Annotated in this window: 14 protein-coding genes and 1 other RNA gene; 8 read left to right on the forward strand and 7 right to left on the reverse strand. The window is 63.7% G+C overall.

Annotated elements, in window-relative coordinates; all coding sequences use genetic code 11:
• Window positions 1-9: 9 nt before the first annotated feature.
• Window positions 10-438 (reverse strand): division/cell wall cluster transcriptional repressor MraZ, encoded by a 429-nt coding sequence (gene mraZ, locus ACWHXP_RS18895; protein ID WP_006465511.1) that lies wholly within the window; start codon window positions 436-438, stop codon window positions 10-12.
• Between the two features lie 879 nt (window positions 439-1317).
• Between mraZ and ACWHXP_RS18900 the strand changes: the two genes are divergently transcribed.
• Window positions 1318-1602: an HU family DNA-binding protein gene (locus ACWHXP_RS18900; protein WP_006465510.1), complete on the forward strand. Its 285-nt coding sequence runs from the start codon at window positions 1318-1320 to the stop codon at window positions 1600-1602.
• A gap of 388 nt (window positions 1603-1990) precedes the next feature.
• Window positions 1991-2470 carry a nuclear transport factor 2 family protein gene (locus ACWHXP_RS18905; protein WP_134135697.1) on the forward strand — a complete coding sequence of 160 codons (480 nt, stop codon included), beginning with the start codon at window positions 1991-1993 and terminating at the stop codon, window positions 2468-2470.
• 40 nt (window positions 2471-2510) lie between these two features.
• On the opposite strand, the gene ACWHXP_RS18910 is transcribed toward ACWHXP_RS18905, so the two are convergent.
• The gene (locus ACWHXP_RS18910; RefSeq protein WP_489635293.1) at window positions 2511-3671 is read right to left on the reverse strand and encodes an enoyl-CoA hydratase/isomerase family protein; all 1161 of its coding nucleotides are present in this window, start codon (window positions 3669-3671) and stop codon (window positions 2511-2513) included.
• Between the two features lie 67 nt (window positions 3672-3738).
• Window positions 3739-4073: RNase P RNA component class A (rnpB, locus tag ACWHXP_RS18915), an RNA gene on the reverse strand.
• Between the two features lie 182 nt (window positions 4074-4255).
• Here rnpB and ACWHXP_RS18920 point away from each other — a divergent pair.
• Together ACWHXP_RS18920 and ACWHXP_RS18925 are read left to right on the forward strand one after the other, a co-directional pair.
• A complete protein-coding gene (locus tag ACWHXP_RS18920) occupies window positions 4256-5521 on the forward strand; it encodes a D-amino acid dehydrogenase (protein WP_489635292.1) in 1266 nt (421 codons plus the stop codon).
• Window positions 5522-5606: 85 nt separating this feature from the next.
• A complete protein-coding gene (locus ACWHXP_RS18925) occupies window positions 5607-6359 on the forward strand; it encodes an HpcH/HpaI aldolase family protein (protein WP_121042510.1) in 753 nt (250 codons plus the stop codon).
• 94 nt (window positions 6360-6453) lie between these two features.
• Here ACWHXP_RS18925 and ACWHXP_RS18930 read toward each other — a convergent pair whose 3' ends face one another.
• The 3 genes from ACWHXP_RS18930 to ACWHXP_RS18940 all read right to left on the reverse strand — a co-directional run bounded on the left by ACWHXP_RS18930 (window position 6454) and on the right by ACWHXP_RS18940 (window position 9863).
• Window positions 6454-7461, reverse strand: a complete 1008-nt coding sequence (locus ACWHXP_RS18930; RefSeq protein ID WP_310837206.1) for an aldo/keto reductase — start codon at window positions 7459-7461, stop codon at window positions 6454-6456.
• Window positions 7462-7546: 85 nt separating this feature from the next.
• Window positions 7547-8551, reverse strand: coding sequence for an AraC family transcriptional regulator (locus ACWHXP_RS18935; protein WP_489635291.1), 1005 nt, complete (start codon window positions 8549-8551; stop codon window positions 7547-7549).
• A 298-nt stretch (window positions 8552-8849) separates the two neighbouring features.
• Window positions 8850-9863, reverse strand: a complete 1014-nt coding sequence (locus ACWHXP_RS18940; protein WP_121042504.1) for a LysR family transcriptional regulator — start codon at window positions 9861-9863, stop codon at window positions 8850-8852.
• A 413-nt stretch (window positions 9864-10276) separates the two neighbouring features.
• Between ACWHXP_RS18940 and ACWHXP_RS18945 the strand changes: the two genes are divergently transcribed.
• The 4 genes from ACWHXP_RS18945 (at window position 10277) to ACWHXP_RS18960 (ending at window position 17224) form a co-directional block, all read left to right on the forward strand.
• A complete protein-coding gene (locus ACWHXP_RS18945) occupies window positions 10277-11140 on the forward strand; it encodes an alpha/beta hydrolase (protein WP_227022654.1) in 864 nt (287 codons plus the stop codon).
• A 10-nt stretch (window positions 11141-11150) separates the two neighbouring features.
• Window positions 11151-12359 carry an efflux RND transporter periplasmic adaptor subunit gene (locus ACWHXP_RS18950; protein ID WP_034330438.1) on the forward strand — a complete coding sequence of 403 codons (1209 nt, stop codon included), beginning with the start codon at window positions 11151-11153 and terminating at the stop codon, window positions 12357-12359.
• A 101-nt stretch (window positions 12360-12460) separates the two neighbouring features.
• Window positions 12461-15676, forward strand: coding sequence for an efflux RND transporter permease subunit (locus ACWHXP_RS18955; protein ID WP_489635290.1), 3216 nt, complete (start codon window positions 12461-12463; stop codon window positions 15674-15676).
• A gap of 33 nt (window positions 15677-15709) precedes the next feature.
• Complete coding sequence (locus tag ACWHXP_RS18960) at window positions 15710-17224, forward strand: efflux transporter outer membrane subunit (protein ID WP_134221130.1); 1515 nt, start codon at window positions 15710-15712, stop codon at window positions 17222-17224.
• Between the two features lie 108 nt (window positions 17225-17332).
• Here ACWHXP_RS18960 and ACWHXP_RS18965 read toward each other — a convergent pair whose 3' ends face one another.
• Window positions 17333-18817, reverse strand: a complete 1485-nt coding sequence (locus ACWHXP_RS18965) for a SulP family inorganic anion transporter (protein ID WP_489635289.1) — start codon at window positions 18815-18817, stop codon at window positions 17333-17335.
• Between the last annotated feature and the right edge of the window lie 26 nt (window positions 18818-18843).

Consider the following 18843-nt stretch of genomic DNA (forward strand, 5'->3'; position numbering starts at 1 on the left):
GTCCGGCCGTCAGAAGGAAAAGTTGCTCAACACATCCGGCATGCCACCTGCCACAGCCTCGGCCTCGCTTTCGGCCAGCTTGACGGCATCCCAGATTTCGAAATGACTACCCATGCCCAGCAACATCACATCACGCTGCAAGCCCACGGCCGCGCGCAGTTCGGGCGCGATCAGGATGCGGCCGGCGCTGTCGAGCTCCACGTCTTGGGCATTGCCCAGGAAGATGCGCTGCCAGGCACGGGCCGACATCGGCCAGTTGGCGATCTGCTCGCGATGCGTTTCCCAAGTCGGGCGCGGGAAAAACAGCAGGCAGCCATGCGGATGGCGCGTCACGGTGGCGCGTCCTTCGCACTGCACAATCAGGGCGTCACGATGCTTGGCCGGAATGGTCATCCGTCCTTTGGCATCGAGATTGAGTGCTGACGCGCCCTGGAACACTGTGTTTTTCCTTCGCCTGCGGCGAGTGAGATTGCTGATCGGGTGCCGTGTCCTGCCGGGCAAATGCAAATGACGCCACAAATGCCCCACAAAAAAACACTTTTTGACACTGCCGCCCACTTTAGTGGATGCACTATTGCAGGTCAAGCGGTATACGCAGCGAAAAACCGGGATTTTGCTAATAAAGTCAAAGACTTAGCGCACTTCCTTAAAACCGGCCATTCACAACATTTGTGAAGAAAATGAAGGACTTAGCATTTACATTGAAGGTGCAACCTGAGCTATACACATGTGTTTCGCGCCAGAATTGCGCAACGGCGCGGATTTGCGCCGCATGGAACAGCCGCTGCGCCCGATTTCGGGGCAGCGCCAGAGAGGAAATTGGAGGGAATCCGACTGCGCCCGATTTGCGAGTGCGCGAGGCTAACGGACATGGATTTTGCAGTGCAACTTAAGTTCACCAGAGGGCGGAAAAAAGGGCAAAAAATATCCGGATTCGGGATGCCATCACCCGGATCGTTTTCCATCCCGGTCACAACCACGAGGAAGGTGATACCGGGAGGGCGTACAGGAAGGAGGTCGGCGAAGCAGCATCCGAGCCCGAAACTTCATCAAATTCTTCGTCAAATGAATGGCCGGAAGCGTTTTTGTTTTGACTTCCGCGGCGAGCACCTTTTACTATCCGTGTCTTTGGGAAGATCGATACGCAAGAACGCGGCCGGCATGGCCCGTTTGCGGGTGTTGAAAAGCACGTCGATTTTTTTCAATCCAAGCCGGTTCCGGCCAGGGCCTATCGGCTGAAAACGCAGATAGGGCTTGCGGATCCGGCTCATTCCAGTGCTAAAATCTGGGCACCTTAACAGTGAAAGGAATTTTAAAGTGAACAAATCTGAATTGGTTGACGTTATCGCCGCCGACACCGAGATCTCCAAGGCAGCAGCCCAGCGCGCGCTGGACTCCGTCATCGAGAACATCATCAAGGCCGTGACCAAGGGCGATACCGTGCAATTGGTTGGCTTCGGTTCCTTCTCGACCGGCAAGCGCGCTGCTCGCACCGGCCGTAACCCGCAAACCGGCGAAGAAATCAAGATCGCCGCTGCAACCACCGTGAAGTTCTCGGCTGGCAAGGCTTTCAAGGAAGCCGTGAACAAGAAGAAGAAATAATTTCACGCTTCGCGCATTTGAATGCCCTAAACCAGGTTCAGGGCATTCAAATCGAGGCCGATTCGACAGGATCGGCCGTCCCCTCCCCCCCTCGCTTCACCCGCTTCCGCACTACGCTCCCCTGATGGTTCTTCGCTTGCACACTGGCCACAGTGAATGCACGGTGTCCGGACGCATTCCTTGCACAAGCCCCGCCAGCACAGTTGCCATCCGGACCGGCACGTACAGCAGGAGCGACCTCCATGAGCAGCAAGCTTCGTTTGCCAAGGCCACCCGCAGCGCCTAGAATTTTTTCGGCCTGACTTCTGCACACTGCCTCATTTCCGCTTGCCGTCCCGTCGTACACCATGAACAGCCGGCCCGTCCGGTTCATCCAAGGAGACCGTCGATGAATAGCCCTGCCCAGCGTCCGCCACTTCCGCCCTTCACCTGCGAGACCGCCGCCATGAAGGCGCGTGCCGCCGAAGATGCGTGGAATTCCTGCGATCCGCAACGCGTCTCGCTGGCCTATACCGAAGACAGCCGCTGGCGCAATCGTGCAGATTTCGTCCACGGACGGGCCGAGATCGTCGCCTTCCTCACCCGCAAATGGGCGCGCGAACTGGATTACCGCCTCATCAAGGAAGTCTGGGCGCACGAAGGCAACCGCATCGCCGTGCGCTTCGCCTATGAATGGCACGATGATTCGGGGAGCTGGTTCCGCTCCTATGGCAATGAAAACTGGGAATTCGACGAGCATGGCCTGATGCGCCTGCGTCATGCCTCCATCAACGACCTGCCCATCAAGGAGGCAGACCGCAAATTCCACTGGGACCGTTCAGGCCCGCGCCCGGCCGATCATCCGAGCCTGTCCGAACTGGGTCTGTAAGGCCGGACCGCTGGCCCGGCCGGGGAGCGCCTGAAGCGTTTCATGCACCCAGGTCAGCCAGCGGATGATCCGCCTGCGGCCACGGATCAGCGAAGAAACCTTCCACCCATTGCGGCGTGGCGGCGGCCAGCGAAGCCGGATTCCATTGCGGTTTCTGGTCCTTCTCGATGATCAGTGCGCGGATACCTTCGACGAAATCGGGGCGTGCCGCGCAATGCAGCGACACCACGAATTCCAGCCGGAACACCTGCGCCAGCGACAGCGGACGCACCCGCTTCTGCAAGGCGTAGCCCAGCCACGCCGAACCGGGCGAACCGGCGCGCAAGGTCGCTTGTGCCTTGACGAGCCAGGCATCCTCGGTCTCCAAGGTGAGGATGCCGTCCACGATCTCGGGCAGCGTGGGCCGGCGGCACAGGGAGTCGATCAGATCGAAATGCGTGCGCAGGTTGGCGGCCGCGAAGACCGCCGCCCCTTCTTGCGAGGACGAGGCCTGCGCGCTTGCCAGGACACGATCCAGCAATTCGGCATCATTGCCCTGCCCCCACGGCTGCATCAGCAGGGCATCGATCACCGAGGCCTTGGCGGCATGCGCCACGCGATAGTCAGCCAGCCCGGCGAAGAGCGCGTCGTTGGCATTGAGGTTGGCACCGGTCAGCGCCAGGAAGATGCCGGTCTTGCCCGGCATGCGCGCCAGGAACCAGCTGCCGCCCACGTCCGGATAAAGCCCGATGGTGATTTCCGGCATGGCCAGGCGCGATTTTTCGGTGACCACGCGGTGGCTGCAACCGGCCATCAGGCCGATGCCGCCGCCCATGACGATGCCATGCCCCCAGCACAGGATGGGCTTGGCGAAGCTGTGGACAAGATAATCCAGACGATATTCGTGCTCGAAGAATTCGGCCGCGTAGGTATTGGCGCGGATGTCCTCGCGTGCGGGCGAAGCGTGATGCTCGCGCATGGACCGATAGAGCTGCTGCAGGTCGCCCCCGGCACAGAAGGCTTTCTCGCCCTGCGCCTGCAGGATCACCATGGCCACGCCCGGATCGGCCTGCCACTGCTGCAGTTGCGGCGTGAGCAGCCGGACCATCTCCAGCGAGATGGCATGCAGCGTTTTTTCGGAAGCGAGGGTGGCGATGCCGATGCGACGGCCGTTGGCAGCCGTCAGTTCTTCGAATACCACGGGGGCGGCGGTTTGATTCATGGGTCTCCTGGGTCTCTGGCGAGCCCGCAGTGCCCACGGGCCGCAGTGTGTTTTATGTCAATGAATTCAATGAAGCAGGCCGGTAGGCCGGATTCTGTTACGGCGGGAAACCCGCTATGACAGCCATTCCTCTAGGCGACGGATCACTCCGCCGCTCAAGCTTTCTACCCGCACGCTCCGCGAGCCACATCAACGCGTGCCTATTTGAAATTGCTCCGGGTGGAGGTTACCGCGTTTCACCGTAACTGAATACGCTCGTCTCTGTGGCCCTGTTCCTCGCCTTATACCGGCTTGCGCCGGCTTTCAGCGGACGGCCGTTAACCGTCACCCTGCTCTGTGGAGTCCGGACCTTCCTCCCGCCACCTCCTTGCGAAGACGGCCAGCGGCTGTCTGGCCTGCATCGGGCGCTATTGTAGCGCAGCATGGGCCGGCACCGGAGATCCTCCGTCGCAAAACGCTTTTGCGTGCGCGCAAAAGCTCATGCCAATTCGGCATGTGACACCCGTGCGGCTCTTCGGTAGTCTGCTGCTGATCCGCTGCAGGCCACGCGCCGCGCGGTTCTTGACTGACTTCAACGAAATTCCATGCATATCTGCGTAATGGGCGCCGGCGTGATCGGCGTGACCACTGCCTACCGTCTCCTGCAGGATGGCCATCAGGTCAGCCTCATCGATGCTCGCCAACAGCCCGGCGAGGGCACCAGCCAGGGCAATGGCGCCCAGCTCAGTTACTCCTATGTGGCGCCGCTGGCCGACCCCTCGGTCTGGACCAAGTGGGCTTACTACCTCTTCAGCAAGGATTCGCCGCTGACCATCCGGCCCACGGCCGATCTCGCCCAATACCGCTGGCTGCTGGAATTCCTGCGCTGCTGCAACGCGCAGCGGGTGCGCCAGACCACCATCGACCTGCTGCAACTGGCCTTCTACAGCCGCGATCAGCTCACGCAATGGAACGCCGGCCTGCAGCTGTCATTCGACCATCAACGTTCCGGCAAGCTGGTGATGTTCACCGACGCGCAGGGACTGGAAGCCGCCGCGCAGCAGGTGCAATTCCAGTCGCAATATGGCTGCCAACAGGAAGTCCTGGGCGCGGCCGAATGCATCCGCATCGAGCCGGCGCTGGGCCACTCGCAGCGCGACTGGGTCGGCGGCGTTTACACGCCGAGCGAAGAGGCGGGCGATTGTCCGCAGTTCTGCCGCGCGCTGGTGGCGTCCATGCAGGCCCATCCGAACTTCCGCTTCATCGGTGGTGCCCGCATCAGTGAGGTGCGTCGTGAAGGCCACGCGCTGCGTGCGGTGCAGGCCGGTGGCGAATGGATTGCGGCGGATCGTTTCGTGCTGGCGCTGGGCGCCGAGAGCGTGGAGTTCGCCCGCTTGCTGGACTTGCGCCTGCCGCTCTATCCGCTCAAGGGCTACAGCATCACCGTGCCGCTGGAGGACGAAGCCAGCCGTACGGCGGCACCGCAAGTCTCCATCACCGACATCTCCAGGAAGATCGTCTATGCGCGCCTGGGCCAGCGCCTGCGCGTGGCCGGGCGCATCGAGCTGGTGGGCCAGGATCGCAGCATTCCGCCGGCGGCCATCGAAGAACTGAAGAACGGCCTGCGCGAACTCTTCCCCGGCTGCGCGCTGGGCGAGGATGCCACGCTGTCGCCGTGGATGGGCTTCCGTCCGGCGACGCCGAGCGGCGTGCCGATCGTGGGCGCCTCGCCGGTGGAGAATCTTCATCTCAACATCGGCCAGGGTGCGCTGGGCTGGACGCTGGCCTGCGGCAGCGCGGCGCTGGTCGCCGACCAGATCGCCGGCCGCCGGCGCGCCATCGACGACACGGCCTTCCAGTACCGCGGCTGAAGAAGTTTCATGCCAGGCTTCGGCATTCGGACTTAACATGGCCCCTGGCCTGCAATGGCGCAGGCCCATCCATGGGAGACGAACGATGCGGGAAAACCGGCTGCGCACCCTCTTCGCGCAACAGCAACTGGCCCTCTCGGGCTGGGTATCGATGGGCAATTCGCTGCTGGCCGAGGTGCTGGGCCACAGCGGCTACGATGCGGTGACGGTGGACTTGCAGCACGGTCCGTTCTCGATCGAATCGGCACTGCCCATGCTGCAGGCCATCTCCAGCACGCCCGCCGTGCCGCTGGTGCGCTGTTCCGAAAACAGCCTGGGAGAAATCAACAAACTGCTCGATGCCGGTGCCTACGGCGTGATCTGCCCGCTCATCAACACGGCGGCCGACGCCGAGCGCTTCGTGCGCGCCTGCCACTATTCACCGCGCGGCGGACGCAGCTATGGACCGGCGCGCGGCTTCCTGTATGGCGGCGCGGACTACTTCGCGCACGCCAACGCCACCATCCTGACCCTGGCCATGATCGAAACCCGCGAAGGCTACGCCAACGCCGAAGCGATCCTGCAGACTCCGGACCTGGACGGCATCTTCATCGGCCCCAGCGACCTGGCCATCGAACTCGGCCTGGCGCCGGACGCCTACGATGATGCACGCCTCAACGAGGCCATCGATCATCTGCTGGCGCTGGCGCGCAAGCTGGGCAAATACGTGGGGATCTTCGCCGGCACCATGGAGATGGCGCAGCGCATGAAGGGCATCGGCATGGACCTGGTGGTGCCGGGGACTGACATTCAGCAGATCAAGGCGGAGGGGGCGCGGAGGATCGCTGCGTTGCGCTGACGTGCTACCCGGGAAAATCGTAAACAAAAAAAGCGGATCAGCCGCCTGCAGCTGATCCGCTTTCATGCACCGATGCGCGACGCGCGGTGTGACGTCAGCCCCTCACCACCCGCCCAAAGAACGGATAATTCGGATCGTTGTACCCATGCGTGGACGCATGCCCCGGCGTGACCAGGCTATCGACCAATGCCTCTTCCTCTGCGCTGATCGTCATTTCCGCTGCATCGTAGTAATCCTCCATCTGCGCCAGCGTGCGCGGTCCGGCAATGACGCTGCTGATGGACGCGTTGGCCAGCACCCAGGCGGTGGCGAACTGGCCCAGCTTGATCCCGCGCGCTTCGCAGTGCTGCTGCAGGCGCTGCGCGATCAGCAGCGATTCCTCGCGGAATTCGGTCTCCATCATGCGCTTGTCGCCCCGCCCGGCACGCGTGTCCTGTGGCGGCTTCTGGCCGGGCTGGTACTTGCCGGTCAGCACGCCGCGTGCAATCGGGCTGTAGGGCACCACGCCCAAACCATAGTTGGCGCAGGCCGGCAGGATTTCCACTTCGGGCTGACGGTTCAACAGGTTGTAATACGGCTGGCACACCAGCGGCAGCGGGACATTGTTCTTCTCGCACAGGCGCACGATCTCGGCAATGCGCCAGCCACGGAAGTTGGAGACGCCAAAGCCACGGATCTTGCCCGCACGGATCAAATCGCCCAGCGCCTGCACGGCCTCTTCCAGGTTCTCGTCCTGGTAGTCGCGGTGCATGTAGAGGATGTCGAGGTAATCGGTATCCAGGCGCTTGAGGATGTTCTCGGTCTCGCGCACGATCCAGCTGCGCGAATAGTGCGACTCATTGGGCTTGCCACTCATGGCATTGCCCAGCTTGCTGGCCAGCACCCACTCATGGCGCTGTCCGGCCAGCAGCTTGCCGACGATTTCCTCGGACTTGCCCTTGGTGTAGACGTCCGCCGTATCGATGAAATTGATGCCATGCTCGCGGGCCGACGCCACGATGCGGCCGGACTCTTCCAGGTCAGTCTGGTCCCCGAACATCATGGAACCCAGACACAGGGCCGATACCTTCAGGTTGCTCTTGCCGAGGCGACGATAATGCATGCTGTCTCCGAATCAAATGGGATGTGGATAACTTAACTGCCGCAAGCCGCTCATTCTAGCGAGCTCCTGGTACGCCTGCTCAAGCTCACAGCACCGGCGCTTCCTCTTCCTGCCAGCGGCGCTTGTCGCGCAGCGGCGGTGCGCCGAACAGGCGGCTGTACTCGCGGCTGAACTGCGATGAACTCTCGTAACCCACGCGATGCGCGGCAGTAGCCACGCTGGCGTCGGCGGTGAGGATCAACTTGCGGGCTTCCTGCAGGCGCAAATTCTTCTGGTATTGCAGCGGACTCATGGCCGTCACCAGCTTGAAGTGGTGATGCAGCGAAGACACGCTCATATGCACATCGCGTGCGACATCCTCGATGCGCAAGGCCTGCTCATAGCCCTCCTTGATGAGGCGGATGGCCTTGGCCACGCGGTTCATCTGGCTGTCCTGCAGCACGGTCTGGCGCAACAGCGCTCCCTGGCCGTTCATCAGCAGGCGATACAGGATCTCGCGCCGGATCATCGGCGCCATGATCGGCACGTCACGCGGGGTCTCATGCAGGCGCAACAGGCGCAGCACGGCATCGAGCAGGTCAACGTCCAGCCGGTTCACATACAGGCCGCGCGCAGCCCCTTCGCCAAAATTGGCCGACGCCGGCAGGTTCTCGTCGCCGATCAGCTCGCCGATTTCCTGGGTATCGAGCTCCAGCCGCAACCCCAGATAGGGTTCATCGGGACTGGTCACCATGACCTTGCCGACCACCGGCAGATCCACCGAGGCGACCAGGTAATGCATGGGATCGTATTCGTAGATCTCATCGCCCACGAAGATGCGCTTGGAACCCTGCGCAATGACCGCAAAGACCGGCTTCTGCACCGCGTGCTTGGGGCCGCTCGGACAGGTGATGCGATAGATTTCCAGGTTGGGGATGGCCGTAGCCAGCATGCCTTCGACGCCGGCCGTAGTGCGCTCCAGCAGTTGCAGCAGCTCCTGCTGCATGGCCTGGAAACGCGGATCATCCTGCTGCCGGGCGGGCGCACTCTCCACTGCCTCCGGCAGCAGCAACGGGCCGGAATCCTGAACGGAATGCAGATCGAGGTCCATAAGCTCCTCTCATTGAAAGACAGACGCGACTCTAGCGCGGACTGGCAACTGCCTGATCCTCCGCAGCCCATCCATGGAGAATCGGGCAAGAAGTTTGCAGGATCAGGTATGCCCTTGCACGATTGAGCGCAATGATCATGGCGCGAACACACCGAAAACCACGCGCCAGCGCGATTTCACCTGAAACTCCAGCAAGCATGAAAAGAGAATCGGGCAAAAAACCAGCAGCTTAAGGCACGCGAAAACACCGGCCCGCCCTGCATAATCCTCGCCGAACCCCAAGCCAGATTTACATCGATCAGAACACGCTCTCGGCGATGTTGTACTGCTCCACCACCGTGCGCACCGTCGTGGATTCGGGCTTGTTGACGAAGTGGCACTCGCTCTCTTCCATGCCCATGGTGCAGGCCTTGTTCAACGGGCAGGTGGCGAACAGTTCGGCCACCCAGTCGACGAAGGCACGCACCTTGGGCGAGAGATGGCGGTTGTGCAGGTACACCACGGAAATCGGTAGCGGTGCCGGCTTCCATTGCGACAGCACTTCCACCAGACGGCCTTCATCGATGTGGCGGGTGACCATGTAGAGCGGCGCCTGCACCATGCCGAAGCCTTGCAGGGCGCACTCCACGTAGGCATCGGCATCGTTGACCGAGAGACGGCCATTCATCTTCACCTCGCGGGTGATGCCATCGACCACGAAGTCCCAGTCGATGGTGCGGCCGGTACGGCCGGAGAAATAATGGACCGACTGGTGCTGTTGCAGGTCTTCGATGGTGTGCGGCACGCCATGGCGCTCCAGGTAGGACGGGGCGGCGCAGGTCACGGTCTGGAAGGTGCCGATGCGGCGCGCCACCATCGAGGAATCCTGCAAGTCGCCGATGCGGATGACGCAGTCCACGGCCTCCTGCACCAGGTCCACGGGACGATCGCCCATGCCCATGACCAGCTCGATGTCCGGGTACTTGCTGTAGAAGTCGCACAGGTTGGGCAGCAGCATGAGCCGGCCGATGGAGCCCGGCACATCGATACGCAGCCGCCCCTGCGGACCGCGGGTGACATTGCGGAAGGATTGTTCAGTCTCCTCGACGTCCGCCAGGATGCGCACGCAGCGCTCGTAATACGCCGCGCCGTCGGGCGTGAGGCTGATGCGACGTGTGGTGCGGTTCAGCAGGCGCACCTTCAGCATGCTCTCCAGCCCCTGGATCAGGGTGGTCACGGTAGTGCGCGGCAGGTTCAGGTTGTCGGCAGCGCGTGTGAAGCTGTTGGCATCCACCACAGCAGTAAAGACTTGCATGGCCTGGAAACGGTCCATCGCTCTCTCCTTTGAGGCCGACGCCAGGGAAAACGCCGGGGCGGCAATCGGGGGCAAGACAGATCCCTGCAAGACCAGGCACCGCCCCCGGCGCGCCATCTTGCCATGACCGGATGGACCTGGATCGCAGTGACCAGCCCCATCCCAATTTAAACCAAATACAGACAAAATCCAGCCAACTTTGCGTATCGGATGACAACAGCATCGATGTTGCATGAGCCACCCACTTCACCGAAGCAGGAAGCTAGGGCTTTTTCTTCACTGAAAGGATCAGAAAAGTGAATGAATTAATTTCACTGATTGTTCAGACTGACCGAACAGTGTTGTTGGATTATAGGTGTTTATTCGAGACCCTGCTGTGGCGCACAATCCGCTCCATTCTTGGACAAGTGGCTTCGGCCCAGGCGCTCATCATGCAAGGTTCCTCTCCGCTGGACATCCGCAATTTCTTCGTTCCCGGCCCGCTGGGACGCATCCCCGTGCGCCTGTACCAGCCCGCTGCCGCCCTGCCCAAAGGTGAGAAACGCCCGCTGGTGCTGTATTTCCACGGCGGCGGTTTCACCAGTGGTTCGCTGGATGACGCCGACACCCCGGCCAGCTTCCTGGCCGAGCACAACCAGGCGGTGGTGCTGTCGGTCGGCTACGCGCTGGCGCCGGCCAAGCCCTTCCCGGCCGCGCCCGAAGATGCCTTCGCCGCTGCCACCTGGGCTTGCAAGAACGCCACCGAACTGCAGGTGGACCTGGACCGCATGGTGGTCGCTGGCGACGATGCCGGCGGCAGCCTGGCCGCCAGCCTGACGATGATGACCCGCGACCGCTGCGGCAAGCCGCTGGCGGCCCAGGTACTGATCAGCCCGATGCTGGACCCCAGCATGCGCCTGCTGGGCGATGCCACCCGCCTGCAATCCGATGTCACCGCCGAGACTTGCGCGGCCAGCTATCGCCAGTACCTGCCGCAGACCATGCAGCGCCTGCATCCCTATGCCGCGCCGCTGGAAGTGAGCCGCCTGGCGGGGCTGCCGCCGGCCTTCATTGCCACCGCCGAACGTGACGTGCTCTGCCCGGAGGCCGAGAAATACGCCTCCAGCCTGATCCGCGCCGGCGTGCCCACGCAGGTCTCGCGCTTCGTCGGCATCACGCACGGGGCCCTGCGTACGCACCTGCCGCTGCTGACCGAGATCGTCAATTTCCTGCGCTGCCGCTTCGCCACCCTGCGACGCGATGCTGCGCTCCCTGAATTTTTGCCGCATCCGCTTCACCCCTCCACTTCACTCTGAGGACAAGAAAATGAACACTCCCGCCCCACTGCGCAAACGTTTCGCTCTCACTGCCACAGTCCTGGCCGTCATCGCCCTCTCGGTCGGTGGCACCATCTCCATGGTCGGCCTCTCGGCCAATGCCTCCACGGCCCCGACCGCTGCCGCCGCCGGCGCGCCGGTCGATGTCGCCGAAGTGGTCCAGCGCCAGATCATCGACTGGCAATCCTATTCGGGCCGCATCGAAGCGGTCGATCGCGTCGAGGTCCGCCCGTTGGTGGGCGGCACCCTGACCGCCGTCCACTTCAAGGATGGCGCACTGGTGAAGAAGGGCGACGTGCTCTTCACCATCGACCCGCGCCCCTATGAGGCCGAAGTCGCCCGCGCCGAAGCGCAACTGGCCGGTGCCGAAGCACGTGCCGGCTATACCGCCTCCGACCTGGCCCGTGGCCAGCGCCTGCTGGGCGACAACGCCATTGCCAAGCGCGACTTCGAAGAGAAGCAGAATGCCTCGCGCGAAGCCTCGGCCAATGTCGCCGCCGCCCGTGCCGCCCTGCGCGCGGCCCGCCTGAACCTGGAATACACCCGCATCACCGCACCGGTCTCGGGCCGCATCTCGCGCGCCGAAGTGACCGTGGGCAACGTGGTGAACCCGGGCGCAGCCAATGCCCCGCTGACCACGCTGGTGTCGGTCGCCAAGGTCTATGCCTCCTTCGACGTGGATGAACAAAGCTTCCTGAAGTACGTGAACCCGGCGCGCGCCGCGGGTGCCACCGTACCGGTGGAACTGGGCCTGGCCAATGAAGACGGCTACTCCCGCAAGGGCCGCGTCGGTTCGGTGGACAACCGCCTCGATACCGCCTCCGGCACCATCCGCGTGCGCGCCATCTTCGACAACGCCGATGGCCAGCTGGTCCCGGGCCTGTATGCCCGCGTGCGCCTGGGTGGCGGCGCGCCGCACCAGGCCGTGCTGATCGACGAAAAGGCCCTCGGTACCGACCAGGACAAGCGCTTCGTCATGGTAGCCGACAAGGACAACAAGGCCAATTACCGCCAGGTGGTGGTGGGCGCCGGCCATGACGGTCTGGTGGTAATCGAAAAGGGCCTGCAGCCGGGCGAACGCATCGTGGTCAATGGCCTGCAGCGCATCCGTCCGGGTGACGCCATCACCCCGACCGTGGTGCCGATGCAGACCCAGGCCGCTACGGCCGCACCGGCACCTGCCGCTGGCAAGGCCTGATCCACGCCAGAACGCTCTCGCATTCAAGGAAGAACAAGTCGCAGGGGCTGCAAGGCCCGCTGCCAGGGCATTTGCATCCTGACGACTGACAAGGAACCTACATGAATATCTCAAAATTCTTCATCGACCGCCCGATCTTCGCGGGCGTGCTGTCGGTGCTGCTGCTGCTGGGCGGCGTGCTGGCCATGCTGCAGCTACCCATCTCCGAATATCCGGAAGTGGTGCCGCCTTCCGTGGTGGTACGCGCGCAGTATCCCGGCGCCAACCCCAAGGTGATCGCTGAAACGGTGGCTTCGCCGCTGGAAGAGCAGATCAACGGCGTGGAAAACATGCTCTACATGCAGTCGCAGGCCAACAGCGACGGCAACCTCACCATCACCGTCAACTTCCGTCTGGGCGTCGATCCCGACAAGGCCCAGCAGCTGGTGCAGAATCGCGTCTCGCAAGCCCTGCCGCGCCTGCCGGAAGACGTGCAGCGACTGGGCGTGACCACGCTCAAATCCTCGCCCACGCTGACCATGGTGGTGCACCTGACCTCGCCCGACAACCGCTACGACACCACCTACCTGCGCAACTACGCGGTCCTGAACGTCAAGGACCGGCTGGCGCGTATCCAGGGCGTGGGTGAAGTCGGCCTGTTCGGCTCGGGCAACTACGCCATGCGCGTCTGGCTCGATCCCAACAAGGTGGCCCAGCGCGGCCTGACGGCCACCGACGTGGTGCGCGCCATCCGCGAGCAGAACGTGCAGGTGGCGGCCGGTGTGATCGGTGCCTCGCCCAGCTCGCCGGAGACACCGCTGCAATTGTCGGTGAACGCGCAGGGTCGTCTGAAGACCGAGGGCGAATTCCGCGACATCATCCTGAAGGCCTCGCCCGATGGAGCGACCACCCGCCTGGGTGACGTCGCACGTGTCGAACTGGCCGCCTCCGAATATGGCCTGCGCTCGCTGCTGGACAACAAGCCGGCCGTGGCCATCCCCATCTTCCAGGCCCCTGGCGCCAACGCGCTGGATGTCTCGACCCAGGTGCGCGCGGCGATGAAGGAATTGTCGGCCGACTTCCCCAGCTCGGTCAGCTACAGCATCGTCTATGACCCGACCCAGTTTGTGCGGGCTTCCATCGAAGCGGTGGTGCATACCCTGCTGGAAGCCATTGCATTGGTCGTGATCGTGGTGATCATCTTCCTGCAGACCTGGCGCGCTTCCATCATTCCGCTGCTGGCCGTGCCGGTCTCCATCATCGGTACCTTCTCGCTGATGCTGGGCTTTGGCTACACCATCAATGCGCTGTCGCTGTTCGGGATGGTGCTGGCCATCGGTATCGTGGTCGATGATGCCATCGTGGTGGTGGAAAACGTGGAACGCAACATCGGTGCCGGCCTCTCGCCGCGTGACGCCACCTATCGCGCCATGCAGGAGGTCTCCGGCCCCATCATCGCCATTGCCCTGACGCTGGTGGCTGTGTTCGTTCCGCTGGCCTTCATGACAGGCCTCACCGGCCAGTTCTACAAGCAGTTCGCGATGACCATTGCGATCTCCACCGTCATCTCGGCCTTCAACTCGCTCACGCTGTCCCCGGCTCTGGCCGCCCTGCTGCTCAAGGGCCACGGCGACAAGCCGGACTGGCTGACGCGGCAGATGGACCGCTTCCTCGGTGGCTTCTTCATCCGCTTCAACCGCTTCTTCAACCGCGCCTCCGACAACTACGGTCATGGCGTGACCGGCGTGATCAAGCGCAAGGGTGCCACCATGGGCGTGTATGTGGTGCTGCTGGCGGCGACCCTGGGTGTGTCCTACATCGTTCCCGGCGGCTTCGTGCCGGGCCAGGACAAGCAATACCTGGTGGCCTTCGCCCAGCTGCCCAATGGCGCTTCGATCGACCGCAGTGAAGAAGTGATGCGCAAGATGAGCGACATCATGCTGAAGGAACCGGGCGTGGCCAGCGCGATTGCCTTCCCTGGCCTGTCCATCAACGGTTTCACCAACAGCTCTTCGGCCGGTATCGTCTTCGTGGGCCTGAAGCCCTTCGAGGAACGCAAGAGCAAGGAACTGTCGGGCAACGCCATCGCCGCCTCGCTGAACAAGAAATTCGGCGGCATCAAGGAAGCCTTCACCGCCGTCTTCCCGCCGCCGCCGGTGATGGGCCTGGGTACGCTGGGTGGTTTCAAGATGCAGATCGAAGACCGCGATGCGCTGGGCTACGCCGAACTGGACAAGGCCGCGCAAGCCTTCATGAAGGCCGCCGCCAAGGAACCGGCGCTGGGCCCGATGTTCTCCAGCTACCAGATCAACGTGCCGCAGCTGGATGTGGAACTGGATCGCGTCAAGGCCAAGCAGTTGGGCATTCCGGTCACCGACGTCTTCAACACCATGCAGATCTACCTGGGTTCGCTGTACGTGAACGACTTCAACCGCTTTGGCCGCGTCTACCAGGTGCGTGCCCAGGCTGACGCGCCCTTCCGCGCCAAGGCCGAGGACATCGCGCAACTGAAGACCCGCAACGATGCCGGCGAGATGGTGCCGCTGTCCTCCGTGGTGAAGGTCAAGCAGACCTTCGGTCCGGAAATGGTGGTGCGCTACAACGGCTATACCGCCGCCGACATCAATGGCGGTCCGGCTCCGGGTTATTCCTCGGACCAGGCCCAGGCTGCGGCTGAACGCGTGGCGGCTGCCACCCTGCCGCGCGGCATCAAGTTCGAATGGACCGACCTGACCTACCAGAAGATCCTGGCCGGCAACGCAGGCGTCTGGGTGTTCCCGATCAGCGTGCTGCTGGTGTTCCTGGTGCTGGCGGCGCTCTATGAAAGCCTGACCCTGCCGCTGGCCGTGATCCTGATCGTGCCGATGAGCATCCTGGCGGCACTGACCGGTGTGTGGCTGACCCGCGGCGACAACAACATCTTCACCCAGATCGGCCTGATGGTGCTGGTGGGCCTGTCGGCCAAGAACGCCATCCTGATCGTGGAATTCGCCCGCGAACTGGAGATGCAGGGCCGCAGTGCCGTGCAAGCCGCCATCGAAGCCAGCCGCCTGCGTCTGCGTCCGATCCTGATGACCTCGATCGCTTTCATCATGGGTGTGGTGCCGCTGGTGACCTCCTCCGGCGCCGGTTCGGAAATGCGCCATGCGATGGGGATTGCAGTGTTCTTCGGCATGCTGGGCGTGACCCTCTTCGGCCTGTTCCTCACGCCCGTGTTCTATGTCCTGCTGCGTACCATCGATCGCCGTGCCCTGCACTCGGCCTCGCATCACGAAGCCCCGATGACCGCCGGCACCCACATCGCCCACGCTGCACCGGGCGCACAGGATGATCGCTGATCTGCGGATCGGCCCATGAATGGAGCAAGAAAAATGATGACCCAATCTCTCTCGATGAGCCGCCTGCTGCGCCCCGTGCGCATCAGCTCGGCACTGCTGGCGGCACTGCTGGTGCTGGCCGGCTGCTCGGTGGCCCCGACCTATGAACGTCCGGCGGTGGACACCCCGGCCGCCTTCAAGGAAGCGGCCCCTGCGCCGCAAACAGGCGAGAACGGCAGCCAGTGGAAGACCGCGCAACCGGCCGAAGACATTGCCCGTGGCGAGTGGTGGAAAATCTTCGGCGACGACAAGTTGAACGCCCTCGAAGACACCGCCCAGCAAGCCAACCAGGACCTCAAGGCGGCCGCCGCCCGCCTGGGCCAGGCGCGCGCCCTGACCCGCGATGCGCGCTCGGGCTACTTCCCGCAGGTGGATGCAGGGGTCGGTGCGACCCGCCAGCGCCCGTCGCCCGCCTCGCAAGGCTTGCCGGCCGATGCCAACACACAACCGTTCACTCTCTATCGTGCTCAGGTGAACGTTTCTTACGAAGTTGATCTCTTTGGCCGGGTCGCCTCGACCGTCGATGCCGCCACCGCCGACGCCCAGCGCAGCGAAGCGCTGTTCCACTCGGTACTGCTGGCCCTGCAGGCAGACGTGGCGCAGCAGTACTTCCAGGTACGTGAACTGGACGCTGCCGCCGAGCTCTATCGCGGCACCGTCGAACTGCGCCAGGAATCGCTGCGCCTGGTGCAGCGCCGCTTCGACGAAGGCGACATCAGTGAAGTGGACGTGGCCCGCGCCCGTTCCGAACTGGCCTCGGCCCAATCGGAAGCGCTGGGCATCGCCCGCCAGCGCGCCACCGCCGAACACGCGCTGGCCATCCTGCTGGGCCGCACCCCGGCCGAGTTCTCGCTGCCGCCGCAACCGCTGACGCGCCTGAGCGTGTCGGTGCCGGCCGGACTGCCCTCGACGCTGCTGGAGCGCCGTCCCGACATCGCCGCCGCCGAACGCGCGATGGCTGCCGCCAATGCCCGCGTGGGCGTGGCCAAGTCGGCCTTCTTCCCGGCGTTGAACCTGACCGGTGGCCTGGGGTATGAGTCGGCGCAACTGGGTGATCTGTTCAACTGGTCCAGCCGCACCTTCCTCCTGGGCCCGCTGGTGGGCACGGCGCTGTCGATGCCGCTGTTCGATGGCGGACGCCGCCAGGCCGGTGTGGATCGTGCGCGCGCCAGCTATGAAGAGCAGGTGGCAACCTATCGCGGCACGGTTCTGAACGCCTTCCGCGAAGTGGAAGACAACCTGGCCAACCTGCGCATCCTGGACGACCAGAACCGCGCCCAGGATGAAGCCGTGGCCGCCTCCGCGCGCGCAGCCAAACTCTCGCACACGCAGTACCGCGAGGGTGCGGTGAGCTACTTCAGCGTCATCGATGCCGACCGCACCGTGCTGCAGACCCGGCGCGCCTCTGTCACGCTCGATGGCGAACGGGCCCGTTCCACCGTCAACCTGATCCGTGCCCTGGGCGGCGGATGGGGTAGTCCGGAAATGCAACTATCCTCATCGAAGTAAGCACGCAGACGTGACATCGGCCCGCATCCTGCGATGCGGGCCGACGATGAAGCATGATTTCCCGTGGTACTTCTGGCCCGCCTTGCGCAAGCGACGGCGGGCTTTTTTTTACGCCACCTGCGGCAAACCCGCGCGTTCCAGCAACTGGCTGCAACGCAGCGACAAGGCCACCACGCGCAACTCCTTGCCAGCACGCACGTAACGCTCGGCCAGGGTCTGCACGGCCGCAATGGCGGAGTGGTCCGCCAGGCGCAGATGACGGCAATCCAGGGTGACCTGCTGCGGATCGCTGGCCGTATCGAAGAGGTCGAGGAAGTGTGTGGTGGAGGCGAAGAACAGCGTGCCCTGCGGCAGGTAAGTGCGGCTGCCGTCGGCCTCATCGCGGCGGTCGGCACGGATTTCACGGGCATGCTGCCAGGCAAAGTTGAGCGCGGTGATGACGATGCCGCACAGGACGGCCACGGCCAGGTCGGTCAGCACGGTGATGATGGTCACCGCAATGATGACCAGCGCATCACTGCGCGGCACCTTGCCCAGCACGCGCAGCGAACCCCAGGCAAAGGTCTCCTGCGCCACCACAAACATGACACCGGCCAGCGCGGCCAGCGGGATGCGCTCGATGGCCGGCGACAGGAAGAGGATGAACAGCAGGATCATCCCGCCCGCCACCACACCGGAAAGACGCGAGCGCCCACCCGAGCCGAGGTTGATCATGGTCTGGCCGATCATGGCGCAACCGCCCATGCCGCCGAACAGGCCCGAGACGATGTTGGCCGCGCCCAGTGCCAGGCATTCGCGGTTGGGCTGGCCACGGCTGGCGGTGATTTCGTCAGTGAGGTTGAAGGTCAGCAGGGTTTCCAGCAGGCCGACGATGGCCATGAGCACCGCATAGGGACCGATGATGCGCAGCGTCTCCAGGTTCATCGGCACACTGGGCCAGTGCAGCGGCGGCAGGCCGCCGGCGATCTGCGCCATGTCGGCCAGGGTGCGGGTGTGGAGGCCGCTGAAATAAGTCACCAGGCCCACGCCGAGAATGGCCGCCAGCGCCGGTGGAATCGCTTTGGTCACGCGCGGCAGCAGCCACACGATCAGCATGGTGGCCAGCGTCAGGCCGATCATGATGGCCAGCGCCCCGCCCTGCAACCATTGCGGACCGGCGGGGGTCTCGACGCGGAAATGTTCCAGCTGCGACATCGCGATCACGATGGCCAGGCCATTGACGAAGCCCAGCATCACCGGATGCGGCACCATGCGCACCAGCTTGCCCAGCCGCAGCGCGCCGAAGAGCAGCATGATCACGCCCGACAGCACCACCGTCGCCAGGAAATATTGTGCACCATGCTGAACGACCAGGGCCACGATGACCACGGCCATCGAGCCGGCCGCCCCGGAAATCATGCCCGGGCGGCCACCGAACAGGGCCGTGATGGTACAGATGAAGAAAGCGCCATATAGCCCCATCAGCGGGTTCAACTGCGCCACCAGCGCAAAGGCGATGCATTCGGGCACCAGCGCGAAGGAGGTGGTGAGGCCGGCCAGAACGTTCTGGCGCAGGTCGCGCAGGCGCGAAGTGGATGAGGAGAGAGTCGTCATGGGCAGGGAAGAAACAGGCCGCAGGG

Source organism: Herbaspirillum sp. Her2 (genome assembly GCF_057961375.1).